Origin of the sequence: Arthrobacter sp. 4R501, assembly GCF_002929755.1 — a bacterium.
Classification (GTDB): domain Bacteria; phylum Actinomycetota; class Actinomycetes; order Actinomycetales; family Micrococcaceae; genus Arthrobacter.
Window position 1 is genome coordinate 1 of the sequence record NZ_PJIW01000013.1, and the last position, 21659, is coordinate 21659.

Consider the following 21659-nt stretch of genomic DNA (forward strand, 5'->3'; position numbering starts at 1 on the left):
TTGACCGGTGGCTGATATCAGGAGGCGTGTCCAGATGCAGGACGGGTGATGATGGTGGGACAAGGCAACCGCATCAGCACTTTTTCGGCGATGGATCCGATGGGTTTCCGAAGTCCGCCCCGTCCCCAGCAGCCAATCACCAATAGGCTTGCCTTTTCTGCGGCACGAATGAGCACGTCGGCGGGAGCGCCGTCCGATTCCAGCGCCTCGTAAACAAGGCTAGTCCCACGCGGCAGCCCATATCTCCCCTGTCTCAATATGCCTTCACAAGCGGCAGCTTTCCCAGGTGTGTCCGTCACCATCGGTTGCACGCGTATGGCCGCATTCGCCGCCACCGGTAGCTTCGAATGCCTCCCTCAATTCAGCGACACCAGCCCAGTAAGCGGACTTGTCGAGGGCTTCCTGTGCGCTATTCGAAGGAGGAGCGCCGGGAATCGTTCAGGCGCGTGTTCCACAGGTCGGGCTTGTTCACCTTGAAGCGGCGTCCGGTCAGTGCCCGCGGCGTCAACCGGATTTAGTTGTCTTTCGCTCCGTAGTCAAGGGGACAGCCAGGGTCCTTGAGCACAGCACGGATATTGCCGCCGCCGAGGCGCTGAACCTCAAGACGTGGGTCCCGACGCTCGAAGACTTCTAAGTGGAAATCAAACCGTCGCGTGTCAGCGGGAGGCACTTCAACCTGGGCGAACAGCCGGAGCGCTTCTGACGCGGCAGGAGTTCCTGCTCCGTGTTCGAGGGTTCTGACCGGCTGTCTGAGGGTGCTGTTCAGCTTCACCCCGACCTCTGTCCCGATGTGGCCACCTTCAGAGTTGAGCGCACGGACGAACGTGACGTCAAGCCTTCACTGCCAGGCCAGTACGTGACCATCAAGATGAAGATGCCCGACGGCGTCCACCAGCCCCGCCAGTACAGCCTCACGAAAGCCGACGACGGCCGCCACCGGCAGTTCGCCGTCAAGCGGGTCCGGACGCCCGGCCCGACGGAGAGATGTCCAAACCTCCTCCACGACTCCGTGAATGTCGGAGACGAGGTGGTTCTCTCCGCACCGTTTGGCGACGTGGTCATGGAGTACACCGACCGTCCCGTGGTGCTCGCCAGCGCCGGAATCGGCATTACGCCGATGGCAGGCATGCTGTCCCACCTGGCGAAAGCGGGTGCGCAGCGAAAAGTCCTGTTCCTCCATGGCCGCCTGACTCCTCACCGCGCCCGGTCCGATCGAAACGGAAGCCAGCCACCGCGACGTATTCTCGCGTTTCGTGGACGTCCGTGAAGTCGACCTGAAAGGGTCCGGCCGGCGGGGCTAGGCGAGAGTCAGGCGCTGGGCTGGCGTTTACGACAGGGGGCGGCTGAGCCGCGGGCCTAATGTCCCAAGCCTGCCCCCGGCACAATCAACACGGACAGGCGGATAGAACCCAGTAGAGTTGCTCACCAGAAACGTGCTGCCGTTAACTGCGGAATGATAAGGCTTAGACGCCGAAGGGTGAGGGCCGAGCCCACCCGACCCAGGTTCACCGACCGCAAGCCCACCGTGAACGATCTATTCGAGGCGCAACTTTAGTTCGAACCGCCTAAGCTATTCAGGTTCAGCTGCCCCTGGCGCTCTCCGTATTACTCAAGTCCCGCGCGGGTGGCCTCGTCCACGGATGTGCGCCACAACATGGACGTGGTGACGCTGAAGCGCCTGCCTGTTACCGACTGGGGAACGATCCGGATCAGATGGTCTTGTCCAACCCCCTGCCAGGGGAAAAGTGCGCGGCGGATTTCGTCCATGTCCGGACCAGTGGGCGTTGTCTCCTCAGCCCGACCTTTGACCACAACGCTCCAGGCCAAACCGAATTCGGCGCTCACCGCGTCCGCCTCCAAAGCAACGACGGCATCGGCTTCAATCGCCTGCTGCTTTGTTCCGCTGCCCGTGCGGAAGACGAGTGTCCGGTTGTCGATCGTGAAGTTCACCGGGAAGACGTCGGGATGGCCATCGACGATGACCGCGAGCCGTCCCACGGGCGTTTCTCCCAGCAGCCTCCAACAATCGTCCGGATCGAGAATCTCTGGCTCAGGCACTAACTTCTTGTCGGTCATGTGGAGATCCTACGGGGGGTTGCTCTGCCCAAACAAGGCCCAAAGACCCAAGAGCCGCCCGTAAGAAAACCGTCGCAGAATGAGTCCGCTCAGGCACTGATGTGGGCCGAAAGCGACCGTGAAGCTGCTCAACGAACTTCGATGACGCCCATCATTCCCTGGTCTTCGTGGTCGAGGATGTGGCAGTGGTATACGGAACGGCCCCTGAAGTCCTCGAAAGCCACTCTGACCTTCACCTGCCCGTTCGACGGGACGTTGACAACGTCCCGTCGAACAACGGAATCCAGGAGCTGACCGTTTTCCTCGATGAGCTGCATCGGCCACACATGGAGGTGGAACGGGTGATCCATGGGACTGGTGTTGACCAGCGTCCATTCCTCTACGCTGCCGGCCGCAACGGTTGTGTCTGTTCTGGCCTCGTTGAACTCCCCTCCGTTGATGGTGAAGCGCATCATGCCCATTCCCGTGCCGAGAGTCAGCTGCCTGTGGGCTGCCGCGGGGGAGGATCTCAGGTCATCCGGTTCCGCCCGGGCGGCCACGGCATTCAAGGGTTCAATGGGTTCGCCGGCTACGTGCAGTGTCGCCAAGGCGGCTCGGTTAGGATCCTCCGGGCGCGGCCCGCCGGGTCGGCCATTACCCATCATCCCCGGCATGGTACCGCGGTCGTAGTAAGTCGCGCGCAGGACAGAGTCACCGGCGGCCGTGGTGACCAGTAGGTCTGCCCGGTTTCCCGGTGTCAGCAGCAGCTCTTCCACGTCTACCGGCTTCTGGAAGCGGCCGGAGTCGATGCCCAGGAGCTGCAACTGCTGACCATCGAGCCGCAGCCGGAGGTAGCGGGATACGCACGCATTGACGATCCGCCACCTTTCGCGCTCTCCTGGGCGGACGCTGACCTGCGGGTTGCTTTGACCGTTGACGAGGATGAATTCGCCCTGGCGGCCCATCATCCGTTCCATCTCTGAGACCGGCGGGATGTTGCCCAGTCCGTCCAAGGTGATATCGGACACCAGCAGCACCCGTTCCCGGCTTGCCGCAACGGGCTGGGGGTCCTCCACGATGATCGCTCCGAAGAGTCCGGCGAAAATCTGATCGGCGACCAAGCCGTGACGGTGCGGGTGGTACCAGTACACGCCCGGCGGGTGCTCGGCAGGAAGCCTGTGCTCGTAGTCGAAGGTGCTGCCGGGATCCACGGTCACGAAGACATTGTCGCCGTTGTCCTGCGGGGAAACATGAAGCCCGTGCATATGCAGGTTTGTTGGCCGATCCAGGTTGTTGACAAGCCGGACGTTCAGGACATCTCCCGGCCGCAAACGAAGAGTTGGGCCCGGGATCCCCCCCGTTATAGGCAAGGGCCAAGGCCTGCAGCCCTGCGAGCGGTATGCGCCCCGGCCCCGCGTCGAGACGGACGTCCAGCCGGCCGCCTTCGCTGCGCAGATCCGGTGGCTGGGTCAGTTCACCTCCCGTGACGGGAGCGGGCAGGGATGTCAGTGTCCAGAACAGGCCTGCCCCGCCCACGACGGTGCCCGCTACGCCAAGTCCGCCCAGCAGCAGAGCGTTGCGCCGGCTGATGGGCTGCACTACGGCCCCTCACCCAGCACCCGGAGCTGGGCGCGGTACTGCTCCGCGGTCAGCTCTCCCTTCGCGAAGCGTTCATCCAGGATTTGGCGCGCCCTGCTCCTTCCCGGTGGGGGCCCGCCCGGCCCCTGCCGGCCGCTCTGGCCATATCCGTTACCGCTGCCAAACATCCGGACGGCAAGCAGAACCAATACCGCGGTCCCCGCGAGCATGAGAAAACCCCAGAGCCATATCCAGCCCATGTTCCCGTAACCCCACATCATGACCGGCACCTTTCGGACTGAGCCAGTTACTATTCCGATTCTGAACCCGTTGCCGGCCCGCCGCCAGAGCCCGAAGGCCCGGACCGCCCGTTACTGGTTCCTCATCGCGGTCGCTGCCGTCGACGGCCGGACCAATAGCGCCATTACACGGAGATAGGCCAGGAGATCCAGAAGACGGAGGGCCTTGTTGGCGGATCTCTTTTTCCGTCCTCTCCTCGGAGATGTTCAGGCGGCCGAGCATACACAGTACGGATAAGGCAGTTGACCCAGGTCCTCCGCCCGCCAGGGAGGAGAACCCAGGCTCTGTGCATTGGAAGCACTTGTGCCTAGGATCGGCATATGGAGAACAAGCCGAGTGAAACTACGACCGAGCGGTTGGCTGTCCACGAGTGCTGGAGTCTACTGCGGCTGGTATCTGTGGGCCGCCTGGCGGTATGGGTCGGAGACGGCCCCGATATTTTTCCCATTAACTACACGACCGACCACGGCACGATAGTCTTCCGGACAGGCTCGGGGAAGAAGCTTGAAGGCGCCTTGGGTGATTATCCCGTAGCTATGGAAGCCGATGGGGTTAATCCGGAAACAGGAGTGGCTTGGAGCGTTGTGATCCGCGGCAAGGCAGAACTTCTGACAAAAACAACGGATGTTCTCGCCGCGTTCTCCCTGCCCCTGTTTCCCTGGCAAGCAGGGAAGAAAGACCACTTCGTACGGGTAATGCCCGATTCAATCTCCGGGCGCCGGTTTAGCGTCGCGGCCCCCAACACGTGGTGGACGCCCATTCAAGGGACCAAACCCACGGCCAGTGAATAACGAACCAGTAATCCCAGGCCCGGAAGAACGCAAACCCCGGCGGGCACGTCATGGATGAGCGGCGACAGCCCAGCGCTTCGGCCAATACTTGGCATGATGAATCGGGTCACTCATGGCGTGGTCTTTATCTTTCCGCCGGGGTTCCTTGCCGGCCACCGTCACTTACGCACAGCAACTCGCCTCTGAAGCCCAAGCCAGTGAAAACAAGGAACTCCGATTTGCCGGACGGATGCTGGATGCAGACCTGGAAGATCTCGCCGCAGTACTTCGCGGCAGATCCGGTCATCCGGGACGACGTCCTCGGCCGTGTTTGACAGCTACGCACTGCACCACCGGCACCGTCAGCCCCGCGAACCGAACACAAAATGGCCTCCGGCGTTGCCCAGACTGACGTCGCATGTGCTCGGGTCCGAAATATTGGCTAGCGCTGGGGCTCCGGCCGTTGTCGTCTACTTCTCCATGATCTTGGCCGGCACCTGCGAAGGTGTGCTGATCGAGCTTGGCCAGTGGATCGGGTTCGGCGGGTTGGTTGTTCCCCGGGCGGCTAGGGTTGGCCCGACGGCAACGGGAGCTGTCATCACCTGGTCCATCGGAATGCTGCCCCGCAGTACGGGCGGCATGGACCTTAATGACCGCTTATGCTGCCGTTGGTCATCGTCCTCGGAAGCGTTCTTTTGCTCTCAATCCCCGCGCTGCAATGGATGGTCCTGCGACGTTTCGGTCGCCAGGGATCACCCACCTATTCGAAGGCGGACCTACGCCGATCAACCTCGGAAATCTTCCAGATGTCAGGCTTTACGGTATGGAACAGGCGTCCTGTTATGGATTCGGGAACCACGCGCATGTATATGTTCTTTTCCCCTGGCTCCCACGGCTGCCGACCCAGAGTGTCTGCAGCCTTCTTTTCGAGAGGGTCAAGAACGATCCGGATTTGTCCTTGGGCCACCACGCTCCAAGCCATCTGCGTCAGCGGTTTATACCCGTCAACTTCTAACGCGGATTCAACGTCTAGACCCGCCCAAAACTTGCTGCCGACCGCTGACCTGAAGACCAAAGTCTCCCCGTCGACAACGTAATTAATCGGGAAGATGTCCGGACGGCGCTGGACGACAACTGCGAGCCGACCAACAGTGTCCGACCGCAAGAGATCCCAGCAGGCTTCTGGGCCGAGACGCTCAACCGCATTCTTGCCAGCCTTTTCCATAGCGAGATGCTACCCCTGATGGCAGACCCCGGTTAGGGGCTTACGTCCTAGTGCGGTGCGGCAAGCCCTCGTACGAACGGCGCTTTACCAAGGGCTGTCCGTTCGACGTGATCGGCCAGCTGCACGTCCACCCGGGTTTCCACCACGCCGGCCGCGTTGAGCGCGCCGATGACAGCGGCGCGGACTCCCTCGATGGATGCCCCGGGCGCGAGGCCCGCCAGGAGGACCCGCAGTCCGGGGGGCTCCTGGATGACCTGCCACCCCGCGCTGCCGGCTTCATCGAGTACGTGGTGGAACACGATCGGGTGGATGCTGACCGGTCCTTGCCTGCCTGGCAGGTTCAGAATGTCTTCGAGCCGCCCTTCGATGTCTCCCAGCAAAGTGAAAGCGCGCCCGCACGGGCAGCCTCGTCCGCCCAGTCTGACGGAGTCGGACATTTCGTACCGGATTAGCGGCAGGGTGCGGGAGAACAGGACGGTCACTAGGAGCCTCGCCCCAGTAGTGCCGGGCGGCACGGGGTTCCCGTCCTGGTCCACCGGTTCGATGATCAGCAGGTCTTCGTAGACGTGGCGGTTCCGGTAAGTGCAGGGGGAGGCCATGCCGGCCGTTTCGGTCGCAGCGTAAACGTCGAAGGGCCCGCTTCCCCACGCCGCTTCGAGTTCCGCTGCGGTGTGCGGGGTGAGCACTTCGGAGGCGGACATCACGCCCTGTGGGGAGATGTGAAGCCGCCCGGCATGCTGCTCCGCGGCGAGGGGTTTCAGGGCTGAGGCGTATCCGACCAGGATCCTGGGTTGGAACCGGTTTAGCGCGGCGACCGTGTCCTCCATGGGTGCGGTGACGTCCAGCCGGAGGGTGGGGACAAGCCGGGAGCGCAGGGACGCCCCGACGACGGCGGACTGGTGGGTAGGGACGCGGGAGCTGACCAGTGCCATTTTCAGTGGCCGGGTCGGCCCTGCGGAGATGCCGGCCCAGTCGTTCGCCCGGGCATAGGAGGCCAGGACGGTGCCCCATTCGGAGCGGTTCCAGACGAAGGTCCCGCGCCGGCCCGTGGTCCCTGACGTCGCCGCAGCCCACCACCGGCCCTGCCATGGCACTCCCGGGTCTCCCCTGCTTTCGGTCAGTGACCGCAGGTGCGCCTCCAGATCCGCCAGCCGCAGGTCCGGCGTGGTGACTGCCTCGTCGAAGTGCTCCATCAGGTCAGCCTTCGTCACAGGAGGCAACTGATCCAAGGGCGCGTCGTGCAGTCCTGTGTGGTGGCGCCTGTAGAACTCCGACCCGGCGTAGGCTGCCCGGCGCAGCTCCTGCAGGGCATGGTCCTGGTGCTCGGCGATCCGGGCGGCGTCCCACCGGTCGCGTTTGCGCCACGCCGCCCGCAGGAACACCACCCGGGAGATGAGGCGGAGGTCCACGGCCGGGACGCCTAGCGGTTACCGGCCGGGGCCAGCGGCCGGACCGGGCGGGCCGTGCTTGCCTCCGGTGTTTCGGGCCGGGGCAGCCGCAGCCTCTTGAGCAGCAGGGCGTTGACGGCGACCAGGAAACTGGAGCCTGACATCGACAGGGCCGCGATCTCCGGGCTGAGGACAATCCCGGCGAACGCGAACACCCCTGCAGCGATGGGCAGCGCTATCGCGTTGTATCCGACGGCCCAGCCAAGGTTCTGGCGCATCTTCCGCAAAGTCCCTTTGCCGATCCGCAGGGCGATCGGCACATCCAGCGGGTCCGAGCGCATCAGCACGACGTCGGCCGTTTCGATGGCCACATCGGTGCCGGCGCCGATCGCGATACCGAGGTCGGCCTGCGCCAGGGCCGGGGCGTCGTTGACGCCGTCCCCGACCATAGCGACCCTTCCGCGCTTCTGCAGCTCGGCGATCTTCGCCGATTTGTCTCCGGGGAGCACTTCGGCGATGACGGTGTCAATGCCCAGCTGGCCGGCGATCCTCCGGGCGGTCGCTTCGTTGTCTCCGGTGAGCATGACGACTTCGATCCCGGCCTCGTGCAGGGCAGCTATTGCGGCGGCGGCTGTTTCCCTCGCGGCGTCCGCCAAGGCGATCACGGCCGCGGCCCTTCCGTCCACGGCGACGAGCACGGCCGTCCGGCCGGCGGCGGCAAGTCTGTCTCGCACTGCGGCCAGCGGTCCTAGGTCGATTCCTTCGTCGGCCATGAGCTTGCGGTTGCCCACCAGCACCCGGTGTCCGTCCACCGTAGCGCCGGCACCGTGGCCGGGAACGTTCAGGAAATCCGAAGCCGCCAGGACGGGTGCGCCGTGCTCACGGGCGTGCCGGACCACCGCTGCAGCGAGGGGGTGTTCGGATTCCTGCTCCACCGCGGCGACCAACGCCAGAAGTTCGCTTTCGCTAATTCCTTCGACGACGACGTCGGTGACTTCCGGTTCGCCCTTGGTCAGGGTGCCGGTCTTGTCCATGACGACGGTGTCGATCCGGGCGGAGACCTCCAGCGCGGTGGCATTCTTGAACAGGACACCGCGCTTAGCACCGAGTCCGGTGCCCACCATGATGGCCGTCGGCGTGGCAAGCCCCAACGCGTCGGGGCAGGTGATCACAACAACGGTAATGGCGAACAGCAGGGCCGTCTGGACCCCGGCGCCGAGGGCGAGCCAGGCGCCGAACGTCACGGTTCCGCCGATCAGGGCGACCAGGACCAGCCAGAACGCGGCCCTATCGGCCAGCCGCTGGCCCGGTGCCTTGGAGTTCTGGGCTTCCTGGACGAGGGCCACGATCTGCGCCAGGGCAGTGTCTGCTCCGACCTTGGTGGCCCGGACCCGCAACGTGCCGGTGGTGTTGATGGACGCGCCGATCACCTCCGAACCGATGGTCTTGGTCACCGGAAGGCTCTCGCCCGTGACCATGGACTCATCGACCTCCGACTGGCCGTCCTCGACCTCCCCGTCAACGGGGATTTTCGACCCCGGCCGGATCAGCAGCAGGTCCCCGGTCTGGACGTCGGAGGTGGGGATCTCAACCGTGTCGCCGTCGCGGATCACCACCGCGACCGGCGGAGCAAGCTCGAGCAGCGTACGGATGGCCTCGTTCGCGCCGCCCCGTGCGCGCATCTCGAACCAGTGGCCCAGCAGCACGAAGGAGGCAAGGACGGTAGCGGCTTCATAGAACACTTCACCGCCGCCGGTGAAGGTGACCCAGACACTGTAAAGCCATCCGGTGCCCACGGCGATCGCGACCAGGACCATCATGTCCAGGGTGCGGGCCTTCAGCGCCCGGTAGGCGCCATCGAAGAAGATCCAGGCCGAGTAGAAGATGACCGGCAGCGACAGGATCAAGGCCATCACGTCGTCGCGGAGACCGAACGGCGTCGGGGCGGTGAAGCCGAGCATATCCCGGCCCATCGGGGACCACAGCGTCACGCCCACTGACAGGATCGCGGCGACCAGGAACCGGTTGCGCATGTCTTTGACCATGTCATCCATGGACATTCCGGCATTGTGTCCTCCGTGGCCCATCATGTCCTGCGGAGTCCGGGCCATCGCACCGTGTCCGGCGTGGCCAGCGTCCGGGTGAGTGTGCCCGGTGCCCTGTGCCACCGGTACCGGGGTGTGGCCGGTAGGCATGGCGTGGTGATCGTGCCCCATCGGATGCGTATGCACGGTGTGCGGCGCTGGACTGGGGGCATGTCCGGTGTGCGGGTGGGCCGTGCCCGTCTTCGTGGCGGTGTCATGCTTCATCCCGGCGGTGTGTGTTTCCTCCATGGGGTAGCAGATGTGGTCGGGGACGGACTCGCCACGGCAGTGGTATCCGCAGTCCCGGACCCACCCGGAAATCTGCTCCACCGAGGTCATTGAGGGGTCAAAGCTGACGGTTGCGGTTTGGGCAACGGGGTTCGCGTCGACGCCGGCAACGCCAGGCCGTTGCGACAGGACTCGTTCAATCACTGCTTTGGAGGTGGCCCAGTGCAGGCCGCGGACTTCCACGACAGTGCGTTGCAGAGGCGTGGCCACTGCGTCGGCGCCGGGCTTCGGGTCAGCAGACATGGTGTCGTCGTCCTTAGGTCATGAGGGATCCGGGGAGGACAGCGGGGGTGGTTGACCCCGCTGCCGGACCTTCACTGCGTGGGGCTTTCGCCCGGGACGTCGGTTTCCGGTTAGGCCGAACATATACCCCCTAGGGGTATAGGTCAAGGTTTGAGGCGGCATCGACGGGGCACCCTGGCTGCCTAGGTGCCGCGGCCGCGCCGGAGCACCGTGAGGCGGGCGGTGTACTCGCTCTCGTCGATCTCTCCGCGGGCGAACCGTTCGGCGAGCAGATGTTCAGCGACGCCGCCACCCGGGGTGCCGCCGTCGTACCGGCGGTTGCCTGCGCCCAGGGAGCGGGCAAGGAGGACGAGTCCGGTGATGATGGCTCCCCAGAACAGGACAAGGCTCACCCCCATCAGAATGTAGCCCCAGACACCCATGTTCCCGTCCCAATACATCATCGATGTTCTTCCTCCCTGTCCGCGGGCGCGCCAGGCTGCCCTTGCAGTTCACTATCGTCCGTCCCCGGTGCGGGGCGTCAGAGGCTTTGGTCCCGCTTGGCGGAGGCGGTCCGGGGGCGGGGCCGGCGGAGCACGAGCCAGAGTGAACCGAGGACCAGGACGATACCGGCTGCCGCCGGTGGTGGGGGCCGTTCCCCGGGGAGGAACAGGGAGACGCCGATGCCAATGACGGGCATGAGCAGCGTCCAGGCAGTCAGGAGGTCCAAGCGGGGTGCACGGCTTCTGTGAACCAGGCCAAAAACGCTGCCGCCGTCCCGACGAGGGAGAGGAAGAGCAGGAATGTGATGAACTGAGGGGTCCAGTTGATCGCCCGTACCGGCGGCGAGCAGGACCAGCCAGGCACCTGAACCGGCGCCGCTGCTGAGTCCGACCACTAGCAGGCCGACGAATCCGGCGATGATCCCGAGCAGCGTCCGTGCCAACAAACATTGCACGAAAGCAACCGCGGTATAGGCTGGAAGTTCTGTACGATGTTCACGGCGGCGGCAAGGCGTGGCTCCAGGCTCCTGCGCAAGTATCGCGCCTCAAACTGTCGAAGGATGTCCGATGACGGTTCTCGACCCTGCCAGGTCCGGTCAGTTCCGCACAGCGGCCCAGCACGCTTCGCGCCGGGTGCCTATCGCGCAACGCGACGAACTGGCCAGCCACGTCCTGGACGCCATGCGTGGCCAACACTACGAAAGTGCTGCAGCGGTCGCGGTCCTCGATGGTGACCAGCTGCTCGGCCTGGTCACCATCGAGCGGCTGCTCGCCGCCCAACCCACCGCTCCGATTAGCCTGCTGATGGACGCCAACCCTCCCGTTGTCGCGTCCTCAACCGTTCAGGAGCAGGCGGCTTGGAAAGCCGTCCACCACAACGAGCCCACCCTCGCCGTCATTGATGAGGGTCGGTTCGTCGGTCTCGTACCCGCCACCGCCCTTCTTGAGGTGCTGTTGACAGAACATGACGAGGACTTGGTCCGTCTTGGCGGATTCCTGCGATCTGCATCACCTGCTCAGATGACCACGGTGGAGCCGGTGCTGCGTCGCCTTTGGCATCGCCTCCCATGGCTGGGTGTTGGGCTCGTCGGCGCGTTGCTGGCGGCCGGGATCGTGGGCAACTTTGAAGCCGATCTGGCTGAGCATGTCCTCATCGCTTTCTTCGTCCCCGGCGTGGTCTATCTCGCCGACGCGATCGGAACGCAGACGGAAGCGCTTGTCATTCGCGGCCTTTCGCTTGGGATAGGCGTGCGGCGGATCGTCGGGCGCGAGATCGCCACCGGTGTGCTTCTGGGTCTGATCCTCGGAGGGGTGTCACTGCTCCTTGTGGGATCAATCTGGCGGGACTGGCATGTCGCGTTGGCCGTCGCGCTCTCACTACTGGCTGCCGCTTCGATCGCTACCGTCATTGCCCTGGTTTTGCCCTGGGGGATCAGCAAACTGGGCAAGGACCCGGCCTTCGGCTCCGGGCCCCTCGCCACGGTGACACAGGACCTTCTGACCGTGATGATCTACCTCACTACCGCCTCAGCCCTCGTGGTGTGACGTCCCGCCGCTGCCATCATCTCGTGCCATGGCGCCTCTGCCGGGCGGTCTGTCCGCACAGGACTCATGCTGTTCCCGCCCCGTTGCTCGCCTCTTTGGATGCCCGGAAGCGTGCTGTCGTCGGTTATCCGAGCAGGAAGGGTCCACCGCGCAGATCGCGGATCGGATAGCCGAAATCTTGCGGCGTTCGGGAAACGACGTGGACGTAAGCCCGGCGCAGGAGATAGATCGTCCCGTGGACTTTGAGGTGCCGTGCTGGGCAGCGCCATCCACAGCCAGGCGTGGCTGCCGGAAGCTGTCGCGTTCCTGCACGCCCATGCCCCTGTGCCCGCCGGCAAACCGTGTGGCTGTTCAGCGTGGGCATGTCGGCCGCCCTGCCCAGGCCGGTCCGCCGAATGGCCGGGTCCGGGCAGGAAAAGCGCATCGCGCAGTCGGTGACTGCCCAGGGCTCCGCCGTTAAGCGAGCTGGAAAGCGTTCAGGTGCGCGTTTCTTCGCGGTTCCCGACCAGGAAATCTTCGTCGGCATCGCCGAGGCCTCCGCGGTCTTGGCATACCTTGACGGGTGGCACATGCTTTGGTGGGAGCTTCTCCGGGTCTACGGACGTGGAACATACCGTCGGCCCCTTTTTCGGGGCAGGAGGCGAACCGGAGCAGTCGGCAGGGGGCCGGGTTCCGCCAGCGCCGGGATGGCAGGATTGCTGGGCCCGCTCCTAACCGGGGACGGGACCTCAAGAAATCACCTGGGATCTGCGACCGGGACGCTGGAGGCTGGTGGTCATGAACGCCGATGCCAGCCGCCCGGTATGGGTAGCCCTGAAGGCCGGGGCCAGGTCGCAGCTACTGGTCCCGGTCGTCCAAGGATTACGGACCGGCGATCATCGCGCTCATTCTTGGAGTTCCGCTGCTGCTGTTCGGCGCTGCCGCGGAGGAACAGGGTTCGAATTCTTGCCTCACTCAGTCGCTTCCTGGGCTCGGGCTGGCTCTGGGAGCGGGAGCCGGAATGACCAGCGGAGTGGCGATGCCGGTAAACCGGGCATCGCGATCGGCGCCGCCGTTGGCGCAGGGCTCGGTCTGGTCGTCGTCGCGATCGCCCACAGCCTCTCCAAACCTCGCTGATCGCGGACACGAAGACGCGCTTCAGCGATTACCACGAGATCGCCGACTCGCTCGTTGTAGGTGACCGGGAGTTCCCCGGTGTCCTGCAGGCTGCGATCCGCACCCACATATTCCCCTCGCGGTGCCGGTCGACGCTCTGGTGTTGCGCGGGTTCGGTCCCTCGTCGGTTCCCATCCTATTGAAGTGTTGCGGTCGGTCGAGGAAGTCCAGTAGTTCGGCGCGGGTAGGCGAGGCAGCTGCGAGGCTGGCGCCGACAACAACGGCGACCATCGCCATCGGAACCAAGCCGCTCGTGTCCCCGCTCACGACGATCAGCACCATCGCGGCGATGATGCTCGATCCCATCAGCAATGGAGAAGACCAGTGCCGGTAGGGTCAAGAACAACCCCTTCTGGTTCCCGCGCAGGGCGAGCACCCCGATGATAATCATGCCCGGCAGGACCACGGACAGGTCGATGACATGGATGGGGTTCATTGTCAGCCCAGCTACTTCCAGGCTCGCCGGTGCCTGCCCCGAAAGGGTAGCTGGAACTAGTTCACTCAACCACAACAGGGCGAAGAGCCCGCCGGTGACGATCAGGACCCACCCGGCGAAAACGCGAGCCCAGAGCTGCATCGCTCTAAGGGAGCCAGCGCGCATCCTGATCGCACTCACGGTGAGAACGACGACCGCGAGAAGGTTGCCGAGATCCTGCCCTCCCGCCTGCAAGACCCAGTTCTCGGTTCCCCTGGTACAGCCAAGAGGCGAGCAGATGGAGCAGGCTTGCGAGGACCACGGACAGCAATGCCGAAGGACGCGACGACAAACGGCGTTCCGCGTGGCTGCACGACCGCCCGGAAGCGGGACTGGACGGCGTTCTTATATCGAGCCTACCGAGCACGCCCAGCTAGTCCCTGCAGAGGGTTCCCTGTGATCGCGCGCGCGAGCGAGTGGATGCCGCGCCCGGTGCCTCTCGTTGAGGTTCGCCGGTGCTAGTCTCTTGCCATGCGCGCAAAATTCACGCTTCGGTGGATCGTCGCGGTGACGATCGGCGAGGCGACGGGGTTCGCCGTCACTGCGGGCGCGGGGATCCTCACGATCGTCATGGGGATCGGGGCCCCGTGGAGCCTGATCCTCGTGGTAGCAGCCGGTGCGATCGAGGGTGCGGCCCTGGCGACCGGACAGTATCTCGCGATGGAACAGCACCGACCGCGAAGGGGCTTGTGGATCGGCGCGACGGCAGTCGCGGCATCCGTTGCCTGGCTGCTCGGCATGCTGCCGAACACGATCGGGCTTCGCATCGATTCCTTCGGTACCATCGCGTTGCTGGTTGTCGGGGCGCTCGTGCTGCTCGGCAGCATCCCGTTCGCGCAGTGGCTGGCCATGCGACGGCCGGGCACGTTCCGCTGGGTGCCGATCAACATGGGCGCCTGGCTCGTGGCGATCCTGTGGACGGCTGCGCCGTCGCCCTTCATCGACGAGGGGAGCCCGATCCCGCTCGTCGCAGCACTCTACGTCCTCGCTGGCTTCCTCATGGCTGTCACGATCGCTGCGCTGACGGCCCCCATGGCCAGGTCGTTTTTCGGCCGATAGCCGCGCTCGTGTGCCCGCGGTCGAAGAGCCCCCATCGCGAAGCCCGCAACCGCGGTCCAGAACGCCGCCGAAGCGCGCCGGAGGAGCAGGAGAACAAAAGCGAGCAGCCGGGTTCCCCCGACCACGACGAGGAGGATGATGCCGGGGCTGAGGTAGCTGTCGAAGGGGGTGTCCTCAAGCAAGTCCCTCGACCAGCCCTGCGCGCCCCCTGGAACGAGGTAGACGAATCCAGCAATCGTCGACACGATGCAGAACGCAGTGAGGATCAGGAGGAGCACACGCCACACAGTTCATCACCCCCTCGTGGTGCAGCCCAATGTACAGCGATTCCCGTAGCGACAGAGTGCTGCGGCGTCCGGACTGTCGCTCGTGGCATGTCAGGCCGGGGATCTCACGGCTATTGTCGTAACATGCACGCCGTGACGCAAAGGCTTGCCCCGGTCGACGAAGCGAACCTGTTGCTCGATCACGTCGGCCAGGTCAACGTGTTCCTCGTCGCCGGTCTGCTCGCGCCGGGCGGTTTCCTGGCTCCGGATGGCACCACGGATATGGCCGAGCTGCGGGCGGCTCTCCGCGAGCGGATCGCGGCGCTGCCGGCGCTGTGCAGAAGAGCTGTCCTGATGGGCCGTCGACACCACTGGATCAACACCGCGCCCGACCTCGAGCACCACATCCGCCTCGTGGAGCCCGTCGATGGTCTTGCGGGTCTCGAGCACAAATGCGCCGAGCTCATGAGTCAGCCGCTCGGGTTGGATCGTCCGCTGTGGGAGATCCTGGTGGTGCCGAGTGCGACGGCGGGAGAGCTCGGAGTCGTGCTGCGCATCCATCATGCGGTCGCCGACGGGATGGCGGCGGTGGCGATCGTGCAGCAGCTCTTCGATGCGGGGGAGCCGCGTGAGGCACCGGCGATGGCACGCCGTGTGCGGGTGCTGACGGAGGCGCCGAGTCGTACGCTGTGGCAGACCGTGCGTCGGTTGCGTGTCGGTCTGCACCGCATCCGCCAGACATTGCGGGGTCGTGACATCGGCGCCACGGTGCTGCTGGGTGAGCGCAGCGCTCACCGCGGGGTCGTCTTTCTGCGTACCGACATCGAGGCGCTCGAGACAGCGGTGCGCACGCAGGGTGCCACGGTGAACGATGCCCTGCTCGCTGCAGCGGCGTCCGGCTTCCGAGCCGCCCTGACGGCAGCCGGTGAGCCGATTCCCGCGCGGCTGATGGTATCGGTGCCGGTGGCGCTGCGGCGACGCGGGACCGCGGGGAACCAAGTGGGGGTCATGCTCGTGGGGCTGCCGCTCCGCGAGCCCGACCCCGGTGAGCGCTTGCGGCTCATCGCCGCGCAGACCCGCGAGGAGAAGGCCCGGGCGAGGGACCAGGGCACGCTCGAGTTCATGCGCGGCCCGATCGGCGCGCGCATCCTGGACCGCGTCGCTCGGCGGCAGCATCTCGTCGCCGGGTTCGTCACCAACGTGCCGGGCCCCGAAGGCGCTTTCCGCCTCGCGGGGGCTCCGGTCGTCTCGCTCTGGCCGGTTGGCGTGCTCGCCGGCAACGTACGGTTCGGTGTCGCGGCTGTCTCGTACACCGGCAACCTGTTCTGCGGCATCCACTTCGACGCGACGAATGTGCCGGGCGCCGCGTTCGCGCGCGCCATGGGCGAGGAGATGGCGCGCCTCGGCGCGTGAGCCTCAGTGGTGGGATAGGAGTCTCGCGAGCTCCGCTCCCCAGCGTCGCGCGCGTTCCAGTTCGCCGTCGGCGACCGGGCCTGCATAACCGTGCACGCCGAACGTCTCGGGCTTCGCGACCGGCCGGAATCCAAGCCCGACAAGCCGTTTCATCGCCTTCTTCGCCGCCGACCCCGGGAGCCGAGGACTGACGACCCGCGTATCGAACGTCGCCACGGGAACTGCGCGACCCGGCGAGGTGTGCGCTTCGATCCACTCGCGGATGCCTCGTGCCGGGACGTGCTCGGCACCCTCTTGCTTCGCCGACTCGCGTGTCGACCCGGTCGACATGGAGAACGCGTGGGTTGGTCCGCCGACCACGAGAAGATCAACGTCGGAGTCCAGCGCGCTCGGCGCCCACGCCGCGTCCACTACGTCAGTGCGTTCGCCACCGATTCCGGCGGCGATCTCACGCGCGAGCTGCTCCGTGTTTCCCCAGAGCGATTCGAAGACTACTACTGCACGCATGATGCTCCTCCCTCTCCTTTGCCGACAGCGTAGTGCCGCCCACGCCACGGCGCACCCCGAAAGGCGCGATCCACAGAGTCCGGTATGGTCACGACCAGACAATGTCCCATCGCGAAACGGAGAGATCGGAAGAGATGCCGGGTCTGATGTCGAGATCGGGGGCAATGGTCCGGACTTCGTCGTTACGGGCCGGCATGCGGAGTCCCCGAACCTGGCCCGGGTCCGCCACTGGCTAGAGGACGCCCCCCGGAGCTGCGGGCCCTTGGCCCGCAGGCCCTGCTGTACGCGATCCTGGACGTGGTCCTGGACCAGTGCCAGCCCGTCGTCGCCGGTCTGGAAAACGACATCGACGAGATCGAGGACGAGCTGTTCGGCGCCGGCCCGGACGTGGCCCGCGCATCAGGACATCGATCTTCGAGCAGAACCGGCAACTATCACCATTCCCGGAAGTGTAGTCATGGAAAAGGGCTGCGGCGCCTACCGGCAAGACCGTCCGAAGACCAGAGCCGGCTTCCGCACCATGAAGGTGCCTCCATGTCTTCGGTAAATCCGTTGCCACTCTCATCGGCTAGGAATACAGTTCCACACAAGCTGCCGCCCAGTGGGGTCATTCCGGAACCGCAGTCACGGAGAAGCATTAGATCGCAACGGCAACCGAATCGCCGGATCTCACTGAGGCACTCCAAGAGTCTGGCAAAGAGCCACCGTCTCATCCGGAACGAAAGTCCGTGTGAACGCGGGAACTCTTCCCAAAGCGTGTGGTTGGCCCAAAAATTGGCAAGATAAAAGCCCTCCAACCCAACGTTTCCGCAGGTCAGAAGGCTTTTGCAGTGGAGCTAAGGAGATTCGAACTCCTGACCTCTTCGATGCGAACGAAGCGCTCTACCAACTGAGCTATAGCCCCGGAACAGTCCGTGTCCCCGGGAAGGAACGGCGGTACCGGTGACCTTAGGCTACAAATTTTCGTCCCGCATTGCGAATTGACACTCCGCGCCCGGACTGAAGAGCGGTTGGGTCTGCTTCGGGCGAACCCGGTGGGGTATCAGGCGCGGCGGCGCTGCAGGACGTCGTCGAGGTTGCTTAGGGCGCTCTGCGCCTTGGTGAGGGGCTTGGCGGCGGGCGCGCCGGGCGTGGTTGCGGGAACGCCCTGCTTCAGGGACGGTTTACCGACGGCTTTGGGTGCGTCGGGAAGGTCAAGCGGCTGGGGCGCCGGACGCTCGGCCTTGGCGGCCTCAACGTACACCGGCTTTGGCACGTCCACCGGTTCCCAGGTGGTGATGGCCGGCGCCAGCGAAGCGGCGGCGGCGCTGGCATCTCCGGCGGCTACCGCAACAGCCAGTGCGGCTTCCCGGAGCTCCATCGCGGTAAGGGGCTTCGGCTTCGGCTTGGCCTGGTGGGCCTCGGCATCAAAGAGACGGCTTTCCGGCCGGGCGGCGGGACGCACTGCGGTGTCTGCGGCCGCCGCTCCCTGACGCCGGGCGGGGGCGCTCATCGCTGAGCGGAAAGCTGCGTTCACTTTGGCTGTGCGGTCACGCACAGCCAGGAAACGCAGCAGGAAGACGGCTGCAATGGTGGTGGCAAGGCCCGTGACCGGCAACAGCGCGCTGCCGATTCCGAACGGCAGGAGAACACCCGAAACAAACGCGGTCAGCAACGCTAGGACACCAACGAGGGCGATCCCTGTCCTGCCATAGCGGATCCGGAACGCGCCGCGCGTCGTCGCGTTGCCGGACGTTTCCGTGGCGGTTTCGGGGCTCTTCCTGATCTCCATGGCTTTCTCCTGCTGGGCGGCGATGTTCAATACCGTCCCGGCTCTCGGGTCCGATGATTCAATGGCTGGTACTTCCGCCAGGAAGTCACCAGCAGCCTGGGCTTGGTGCCGGCGGTTCCGCAGAACGTAGGGCGCAACCCATACGATCCAGAGCACAACGGCAACCACAAGGATCACTGAGCTGCTTAGGGGGAAGTCCACAATCAAAACCGTATGAGCATTAGGGCAGCCGCCCCCGCATTAGCAACGGTGTGTCGCCGGCAACGTGGCAATTCATTGGATTTATGACCTTGGAATTGCCATGCCGGGTTCAGGTCCCGCGGGTCAGGACCGGGACGCGAGCCACGGGGCCAGCAGCCCCTCCGGGACCTCGTCAGAGGTCAGCGCGAAGGACCTGTGGTCCGCCCACTCCCCGTTGATGTGAAGGAAGCGTGGACGGTAGCCTTCGTCGCGGAATCCCAGCTTCTCAACCACGCGCAGGCTGGGGCCATTCTCGGGCCGGATGTTGATCTCCATCCGGTGCAGGCCCAGGGCTTGGAAACAATGGTCAGTGGCCATGGCCACCGCCGTGGGTGCGATGCCGTGACCCGCACGCGCCTGGTCAACCCAGTACCCCAGCGTGGCCATCATGGCCGACCCCCACACAATCGAGGACACAGTCAGCTGGCCAACAATGACCGGGGCAGCAAACCTGGGTGTGCGCTCAGTGATCAGGAACGGCAGGGCCGTCCCCTGGGCGGCCTGGATTTTCAAGGACCGCACCATCTGCCGGTAGTCAGGCAGTGCACCGCCTGGTGCCGGGTTGGATGCTTCCCAGGGCGCCAGCCACTCGCTGTTGCGCCCACGGACCTCGGTCCATTCCTTCTTGTCCCGGTACCGAATGGGGCGCAGGATCAGGTCGCCGCATTCGAGTGTCACGGGCCAGATGGATCCGGGGCGCACGGCAGTTATTTAGCGAGGCCGGCCGCGAAGCCTGGCAGCCACTCCCGCAGTCCGGGGCCAAGGTCGTCGCTGTCGATGGCGAGCTGGACGCAGGCCTTGAGGTAGCTGAGCTTGTCACCGGTGTCGTAGCGGCGGCCGCGGAAGACCACGCCGTAAACTCCGTAGCCATCACCATCGCCGGCTGCCAGCTCCTGCAGGGCATCGGTCAGCTGGATTTCCCCGCCCCGGCCCGGGCCGGTGTGCTCGAGCACGTCAAAAACTGCCGGGTGGAGCACGTAGCGGCCGATGACTGCCAGGTTTGAGGGCGCCTCATCCACGCTGGGCTTTTCGACGAGCTTGTTGATCCTGACGTAGCCTTCACCGTCGATCTCCTGCACATCGGCGCAACCGTAGGCACTGATCTGGGAGGGTTCCACCTCGATGAGGGCCACCACGGATCCGCCGGTCTTGGACTGGACTTCGATCATGGTGCTGAGGAGTTCGTCCCGGGCATCGATCAGGTCATCGCCGAGGAGGACGGCAAACGGTTCGTTGCCGACGTGCTGCTTTGCACGCAGTACCGCGTGGCCCAGGCCGTTGGGGTCACCCTGGCGGACGTAGTGGATGTCACCGAGGTTGCTGGCTGCCTGGATGGACTCAAGTTTGGCCAGGTCGCCCTTGGCTTCCAGCGTGTCCTCCAACGAAGGAACCCTGTCGAAGTGGTCCTCCAGGGCACGCTTGTTGCGTCCCGTGATCATCAGGATGTCGTTAAGGCCAACGTTGACAGCCTCTTCAACCACGTACTGGATGGCAGGCTTGTCCACCACCGGGAGCATTTCCTTGGGCATGGCTTTTGTGGCCGGCAGGAACCTGGTGCCGAGGCCGGCAGCTGGAATAACGGCCTTGCGTACTGTCTGCTGAGTGGTAGTCACTGGACTAATCTAACGGAGGGGCTGACCATTCAGTAATTGGTGGTGGCTCCTGAGCCAGCGCAGCGCAGACGCTGCAACGGCCACCCGAACGGCAACGAAGGAGCGGCATGCCCCAAGGCAGCAGTGAAGCCAAGGCGGACATCCGCGCACAGCATCGTGCGCGCCGCGCCGCGACGGACCCCACGCAACGCGACGCGGCAGGCGCCGCCCTGGCGGTCCACGGCGTTGCTTGGGCTGAACAGCTCACCGGTGGGACGCCGTCGACCTTTTGCGCCTATCTGGGCGTGGCCCCGGAGCCGCCCACGCTGCCCCTGATCATCGAACTCCACCGGCATGGCCACAGGGTCCTGCTCCCTGTCTGCGAGCCCGGCCGCCGGCTGAGCTGGACCTACTGGACTCCCGGCGTCGAGTTTGTCCGCAGCCGCTACGCCCCCGTGCTGGAACCGGCTGGACCGCGCCATGGCCTCGGCATCATGGCCTCCGTTGCTGCACTCTTCGTCCCCGCTACGGCCGTGGACAAGGACGGCAACCGCATAGGCCAGGGCGGCGGCTACTACGACGTCCTGCTGGGCTCCCTCGCCGGAGACGGCCTTGAGATCCCGTTTGCGGCCATCGTCTTCGATTCCGAACTGCTCCCGGCCGGAAGCATTCCCGCCGAAGACTTTGACCGGAGGGTTCCGGCCGCGCTCACGCCCTCAGGTTTGATCCGGCTGCCGGACCCGGCCTGACGGACCCGGCCTGACGGAAGGCTGCTTTCCGGGGGTGATAGAATTGGCACTCAGGCCCTGCGACTGCTAATGGACGGTTTCCGCTCAGCGCAGCACAGGACCTCTCGTTTGCCCCCGAGGAGGATCACCAGTGCCCACTTATGCTTACGCCTGCAAGGATTGCGGCCACGCCTTCGACGTTTTCCAGTCGTTTACCGACAGCACCCTGACTTCATGCCCGGAGTGCCAGGGCGCCTTGCGCAAGAAGTTCAACAGCGTGGGCGTGGTCTTCAAGGGCTCCGGTTTCTACCGGACCGACTCCCGGGATGCCAAGGGAAGCACCGTTTCGGCTGCCCCCTCCGCCCCCGCGGCCGCACCGGCACCTGCCACGGTTGCCGCTGCCGCCAGCTGACCTCACGCCAAAAAAGACGTACGACGTCGGCAGCACGGTTTTCCACATAGCCACCTTGGCTTCTGTCGGGCTCGGTTGCCGGA

The 21659-nt window shown here is 65.1% G+C and carries 20 protein-coding genes, 1 tRNA gene and 3 pseudogenes; 9 read left to right on the forward strand and 15 right to left on the reverse strand.

What is annotated here, in order from left to right; genetic code table 11:
- Positions 1–17 precede the first annotated feature (17 nt).
- Both CXR02_RS23280 and CXR02_RS22990 read right to left on the reverse strand, forming a co-directional pair.
- Positions 18–302: a universal stress protein gene (locus CXR02_RS23280; RefSeq protein WP_146072552.1), complete on the reverse strand. Its 285-nt coding sequence runs from the start codon at positions 300–302 to the stop codon at positions 18–20.
- Between the two features lie 107 nt (positions 303–409).
- Positions 410–532, reverse strand: a pseudogene (locus CXR02_RS22990) (pyridoxamine 5'-phosphate oxidase family protein); the annotation flags it as partial.
- On the opposite strand from CXR02_RS22990, the pseudogene CXR02_RS22995 reads away from it, so the two are divergent.
- Both CXR02_RS22995 and CXR02_RS13845 read left to right on the forward strand, forming a co-directional pair.
- Positions 533–703: pseudogene (locus tag CXR02_RS22995) on the forward strand (pyridoxamine 5'-phosphate oxidase family protein); the annotation flags it as partial.
- 21 nt (positions 704–724) lie between these two features.
- Entirely contained in the window at positions 725–1267 is a 543-nt protein-coding gene (locus CXR02_RS13845; RefSeq protein WP_104062540.1) for an FAD-binding oxidoreductase, read from the forward strand.
- A 338-nt stretch (positions 1268–1605) separates the two neighbouring features.
- Here CXR02_RS13845 and CXR02_RS13850 read toward each other — a convergent pair whose 3' ends face one another.
- The 3 genes from CXR02_RS13850 to CXR02_RS13860 form a co-directional block, all read right to left on the reverse strand.
- On the reverse strand, positions 1606–2076 hold the full coding sequence (locus CXR02_RS13850; RefSeq protein WP_104062541.1) for a pyridoxamine 5'-phosphate oxidase family protein: 471 nt from the start codon (positions 2074–2076) through the stop codon (positions 1606–1608).
- A gap of 128 nt (positions 2077–2204) precedes the next feature.
- Positions 2205–3425, reverse strand: a complete 1221-nt coding sequence (locus CXR02_RS13855) for a multicopper oxidase family protein (RefSeq protein ID WP_308470689.1) — start codon at positions 3423–3425, stop codon at positions 2205–2207.
- Between the two features lie 228 nt (positions 3426–3653).
- Positions 3654–3914, reverse strand: a complete 261-nt coding sequence (locus tag CXR02_RS13860) for an SHOCT domain-containing protein (protein WP_104062542.1) — start codon at positions 3912–3914, stop codon at positions 3654–3656.
- 339 nt (positions 3915–4253) lie between these two features.
- On the opposite strand from CXR02_RS13860, the gene CXR02_RS13865 reads away from it, so the two are divergent.
- Positions 4254–4724, forward strand: a complete 471-nt coding sequence (locus tag CXR02_RS13865) for a pyridoxamine 5'-phosphate oxidase family protein (protein WP_104062543.1) — start codon at positions 4254–4256, stop codon at positions 4722–4724.
- A gap of 739 nt (positions 4725–5463) precedes the next feature.
- On the opposite strand, the gene CXR02_RS13875 is transcribed toward CXR02_RS13865, so the two are convergent.
- The 5 genes from CXR02_RS13875 to CXR02_RS13895 form a co-directional block, all read right to left on the reverse strand.
- Positions 5464–5928: a pyridoxamine 5'-phosphate oxidase family protein gene (locus tag CXR02_RS13875; protein WP_104062544.1), complete on the reverse strand. Its 465-nt coding sequence runs from the start codon at positions 5926–5928 to the stop codon at positions 5464–5466.
- A gap of 47 nt (positions 5929–5975) precedes the next feature.
- Entirely contained in the window at positions 5976–7337 is a 1362-nt protein-coding gene (locus CXR02_RS13880) for a phenylacetate--CoA ligase family protein (RefSeq protein ID WP_104062545.1), read from the reverse strand.
- A gap of 11 nt (positions 7338–7348) precedes the next feature.
- Positions 7349–9931, reverse strand: a complete 2583-nt coding sequence (locus CXR02_RS13885; protein ID WP_181037236.1) for a heavy metal translocating P-type ATPase — start codon at positions 9929–9931, stop codon at positions 7349–7351.
- Between the two features lie 182 nt (positions 9932–10113).
- Positions 10114–10374 carry an SHOCT domain-containing protein gene (locus tag CXR02_RS13890; RefSeq protein WP_181037237.1) on the reverse strand — a complete coding sequence of 87 codons (261 nt, stop codon included), beginning with the start codon at positions 10372–10374 and terminating at the stop codon, positions 10114–10116.
- 77 nt (positions 10375–10451) lie between these two features.
- Positions 10452–10856 (reverse strand): hypothetical protein, encoded by a 405-nt coding sequence (locus CXR02_RS13895; protein WP_146072553.1) that lies wholly within the window; start codon positions 10854–10856, stop codon positions 10452–10454.
- A gap of 124 nt (positions 10857–10980) precedes the next feature.
- On the opposite strand from CXR02_RS13895, the gene CXR02_RS13900 reads away from it, so the two are divergent.
- The 3 genes from CXR02_RS13900 (at position 10981) to CXR02_RS13915 (ending at position 16326) form a co-directional block, all read left to right on the forward strand.
- Positions 10981–11958 carry a magnesium transporter gene (locus tag CXR02_RS13900; protein WP_104062547.1) on the forward strand — a complete coding sequence of 326 codons (978 nt, stop codon included), beginning with the start codon at positions 10981–10983 and terminating at the stop codon, positions 11956–11958.
- A gap of 2101 nt (positions 11959–14059) precedes the next feature.
- Entirely contained in the window at positions 14060–14647 is a 588-nt protein-coding gene (locus CXR02_RS13910; protein WP_104062549.1) for a hypothetical protein, read from the forward strand.
- A 410-nt stretch (positions 14648–15057) separates the two neighbouring features.
- Positions 15058–16326 (forward strand): wax ester/triacylglycerol synthase domain-containing protein, encoded by a 1269-nt coding sequence (locus CXR02_RS13915; RefSeq protein WP_258060969.1) that lies wholly within the window; start codon positions 15058–15060, stop codon positions 16324–16326.
- A 3-nt stretch (positions 16327–16329) separates the two neighbouring features.
- Here CXR02_RS13915 and CXR02_RS13920 read toward each other — a convergent pair whose 3' ends face one another.
- Positions 16330–16833, reverse strand: a complete 504-nt coding sequence (locus tag CXR02_RS13920) for a flavodoxin family protein (RefSeq protein WP_104062550.1) — start codon at positions 16831–16833, stop codon at positions 16330–16332.
- Between the two features lie 166 nt (positions 16834–16999).
- Between CXR02_RS13920 and CXR02_RS23000 the strand changes: the two are divergent.
- Positions 17000–17229, forward strand: a pseudogene (locus tag CXR02_RS23000) (CorA family divalent cation transporter); the annotation flags it as partial.
- 435 nt (positions 17230–17664) lie between these two features.
- On the opposite strand, the gene CXR02_RS13930 reads toward CXR02_RS23000, so the two are convergent.
- The 4 genes from CXR02_RS13930 to galU form a co-directional block, all read right to left on the reverse strand.
- Positions 17665–17737: transfer RNA gene (locus CXR02_RS13930), tRNA-Ala, on the reverse strand.
- Between the two features lie 138 nt (positions 17738–17875).
- The gene (locus CXR02_RS13935) at positions 17876–18781 is read right to left on the reverse strand and encodes a hypothetical protein (protein WP_181037243.1); all 906 of its coding nucleotides are present in this window, start codon (positions 18779–18781) and stop codon (positions 17876–17878) included.
- Positions 18782–18928: 147 nt separating this feature from the next.
- On the reverse strand, positions 18929–19546 hold the full coding sequence (locus CXR02_RS13940; RefSeq protein WP_104062551.1) for a GNAT family N-acetyltransferase: 618 nt from the start codon (positions 19544–19546) through the stop codon (positions 18929–18931).
- A gap of 5 nt (positions 19547–19551) precedes the next feature.
- The gene (galU, locus tag CXR02_RS13945) at positions 19552–20457 is read right to left on the reverse strand and encodes a UTP--glucose-1-phosphate uridylyltransferase GalU (RefSeq protein ID WP_104062552.1); all 906 of its coding nucleotides are present in this window, start codon (positions 20455–20457) and stop codon (positions 19552–19554) included.
- 107 nt (positions 20458–20564) lie between these two features.
- On the opposite strand from galU, the gene CXR02_RS13950 reads away from it, so the two are divergent.
- Both CXR02_RS13950 and CXR02_RS13955 read left to right on the forward strand, forming a co-directional pair.
- On the forward strand, positions 20565–21185 hold the full coding sequence (locus tag CXR02_RS13950; protein WP_104062553.1) for a 5-formyltetrahydrofolate cyclo-ligase: 621 nt from the start codon (positions 20565–20567) through the stop codon (positions 21183–21185).
- A gap of 130 nt (positions 21186–21315) precedes the next feature.
- Entirely contained in the window at positions 21316–21576 is a 261-nt protein-coding gene (locus tag CXR02_RS13955) for an FmdB family zinc ribbon protein (protein ID WP_104062554.1), read from the forward strand.
- Positions 21577–21659: the final 83 nt, after the last annotated feature.

Bases quoted from the DNA above. Each gene is read 5' to 3' on its own strand.
- CXR02_RS13865 (WP_104062543.1), top strand. From the start codon at position 4,254: ATGGAGAACAAGCCGAGTGAAACTACGACCGAGCGGTTGGCTGTCCAC.
- CXR02_RS13900 (WP_104062547.1), top strand. From the start codon at position 10,981: ATGACGGTTCTCGACCCTGCCAGGTCCGGTCAGTTCCGCACAGCGGCC.
- CXR02_RS13915 (WP_258060969.1), top strand. From the start codon at position 15,058: ATGCACGCCGTGACGCAAAGGCTTGCCCCGGTCGACGAAGCGAACCTG.
- CXR02_RS23280 (WP_146072552.1), bottom strand. From the start codon at position 302: ATGGTGACGGACACACCTGGGAAAGCTGCCGCTTGTGAAGGCATATTG.
- CXR02_RS13920 (WP_104062550.1), bottom strand. From the start codon at position 16,833: ATGCGTGCAGTAGTAGTCTTCGAATCGCTCTGGGGAAACACGGAGCAG.
- CXR02_RS13850 (WP_104062541.1), bottom strand. From the start codon at position 2,076: ATGACCGACAAGAAGTTAGTGCCTGAGCCAGAGATTCTCGATCCGGAC.
- CXR02_RS13950 (WP_104062553.1), top strand. From the start codon at position 20,565: ATGCCCCAAGGCAGCAGTGAAGCCAAGGCGGACATCCGCGCACAGCAT.
- CXR02_RS13875 (WP_104062544.1), bottom strand. From the start codon at position 5,928: ATGGAAAAGGCTGGCAAGAATGCGGTTGAGCGTCTCGGCCCAGAAGCC.
- CXR02_RS13885 (WP_181037236.1), bottom strand. From the start codon at position 9,931: ATGTCTGCTGACCCGAAGCCCGGCGCCGACGCAGTGGCCACGCCTCTG.
- CXR02_RS13890 (WP_181037237.1), bottom strand. From the start codon at position 10,374: ATGATGTATTGGGACGGGAACATGGGTGTCTGGGGCTACATTCTGATG.
- CXR02_RS13860 (WP_104062542.1), bottom strand. From the start codon at position 3,914: ATGATGTGGGGTTACGGGAACATGGGCTGGATATGGCTCTGGGGTTTT.
- CXR02_RS13910 (WP_104062549.1), top strand. From the start codon at position 14,060: ATGCGCGCAAAATTCACGCTTCGGTGGATCGTCGCGGTGACGATCGGC.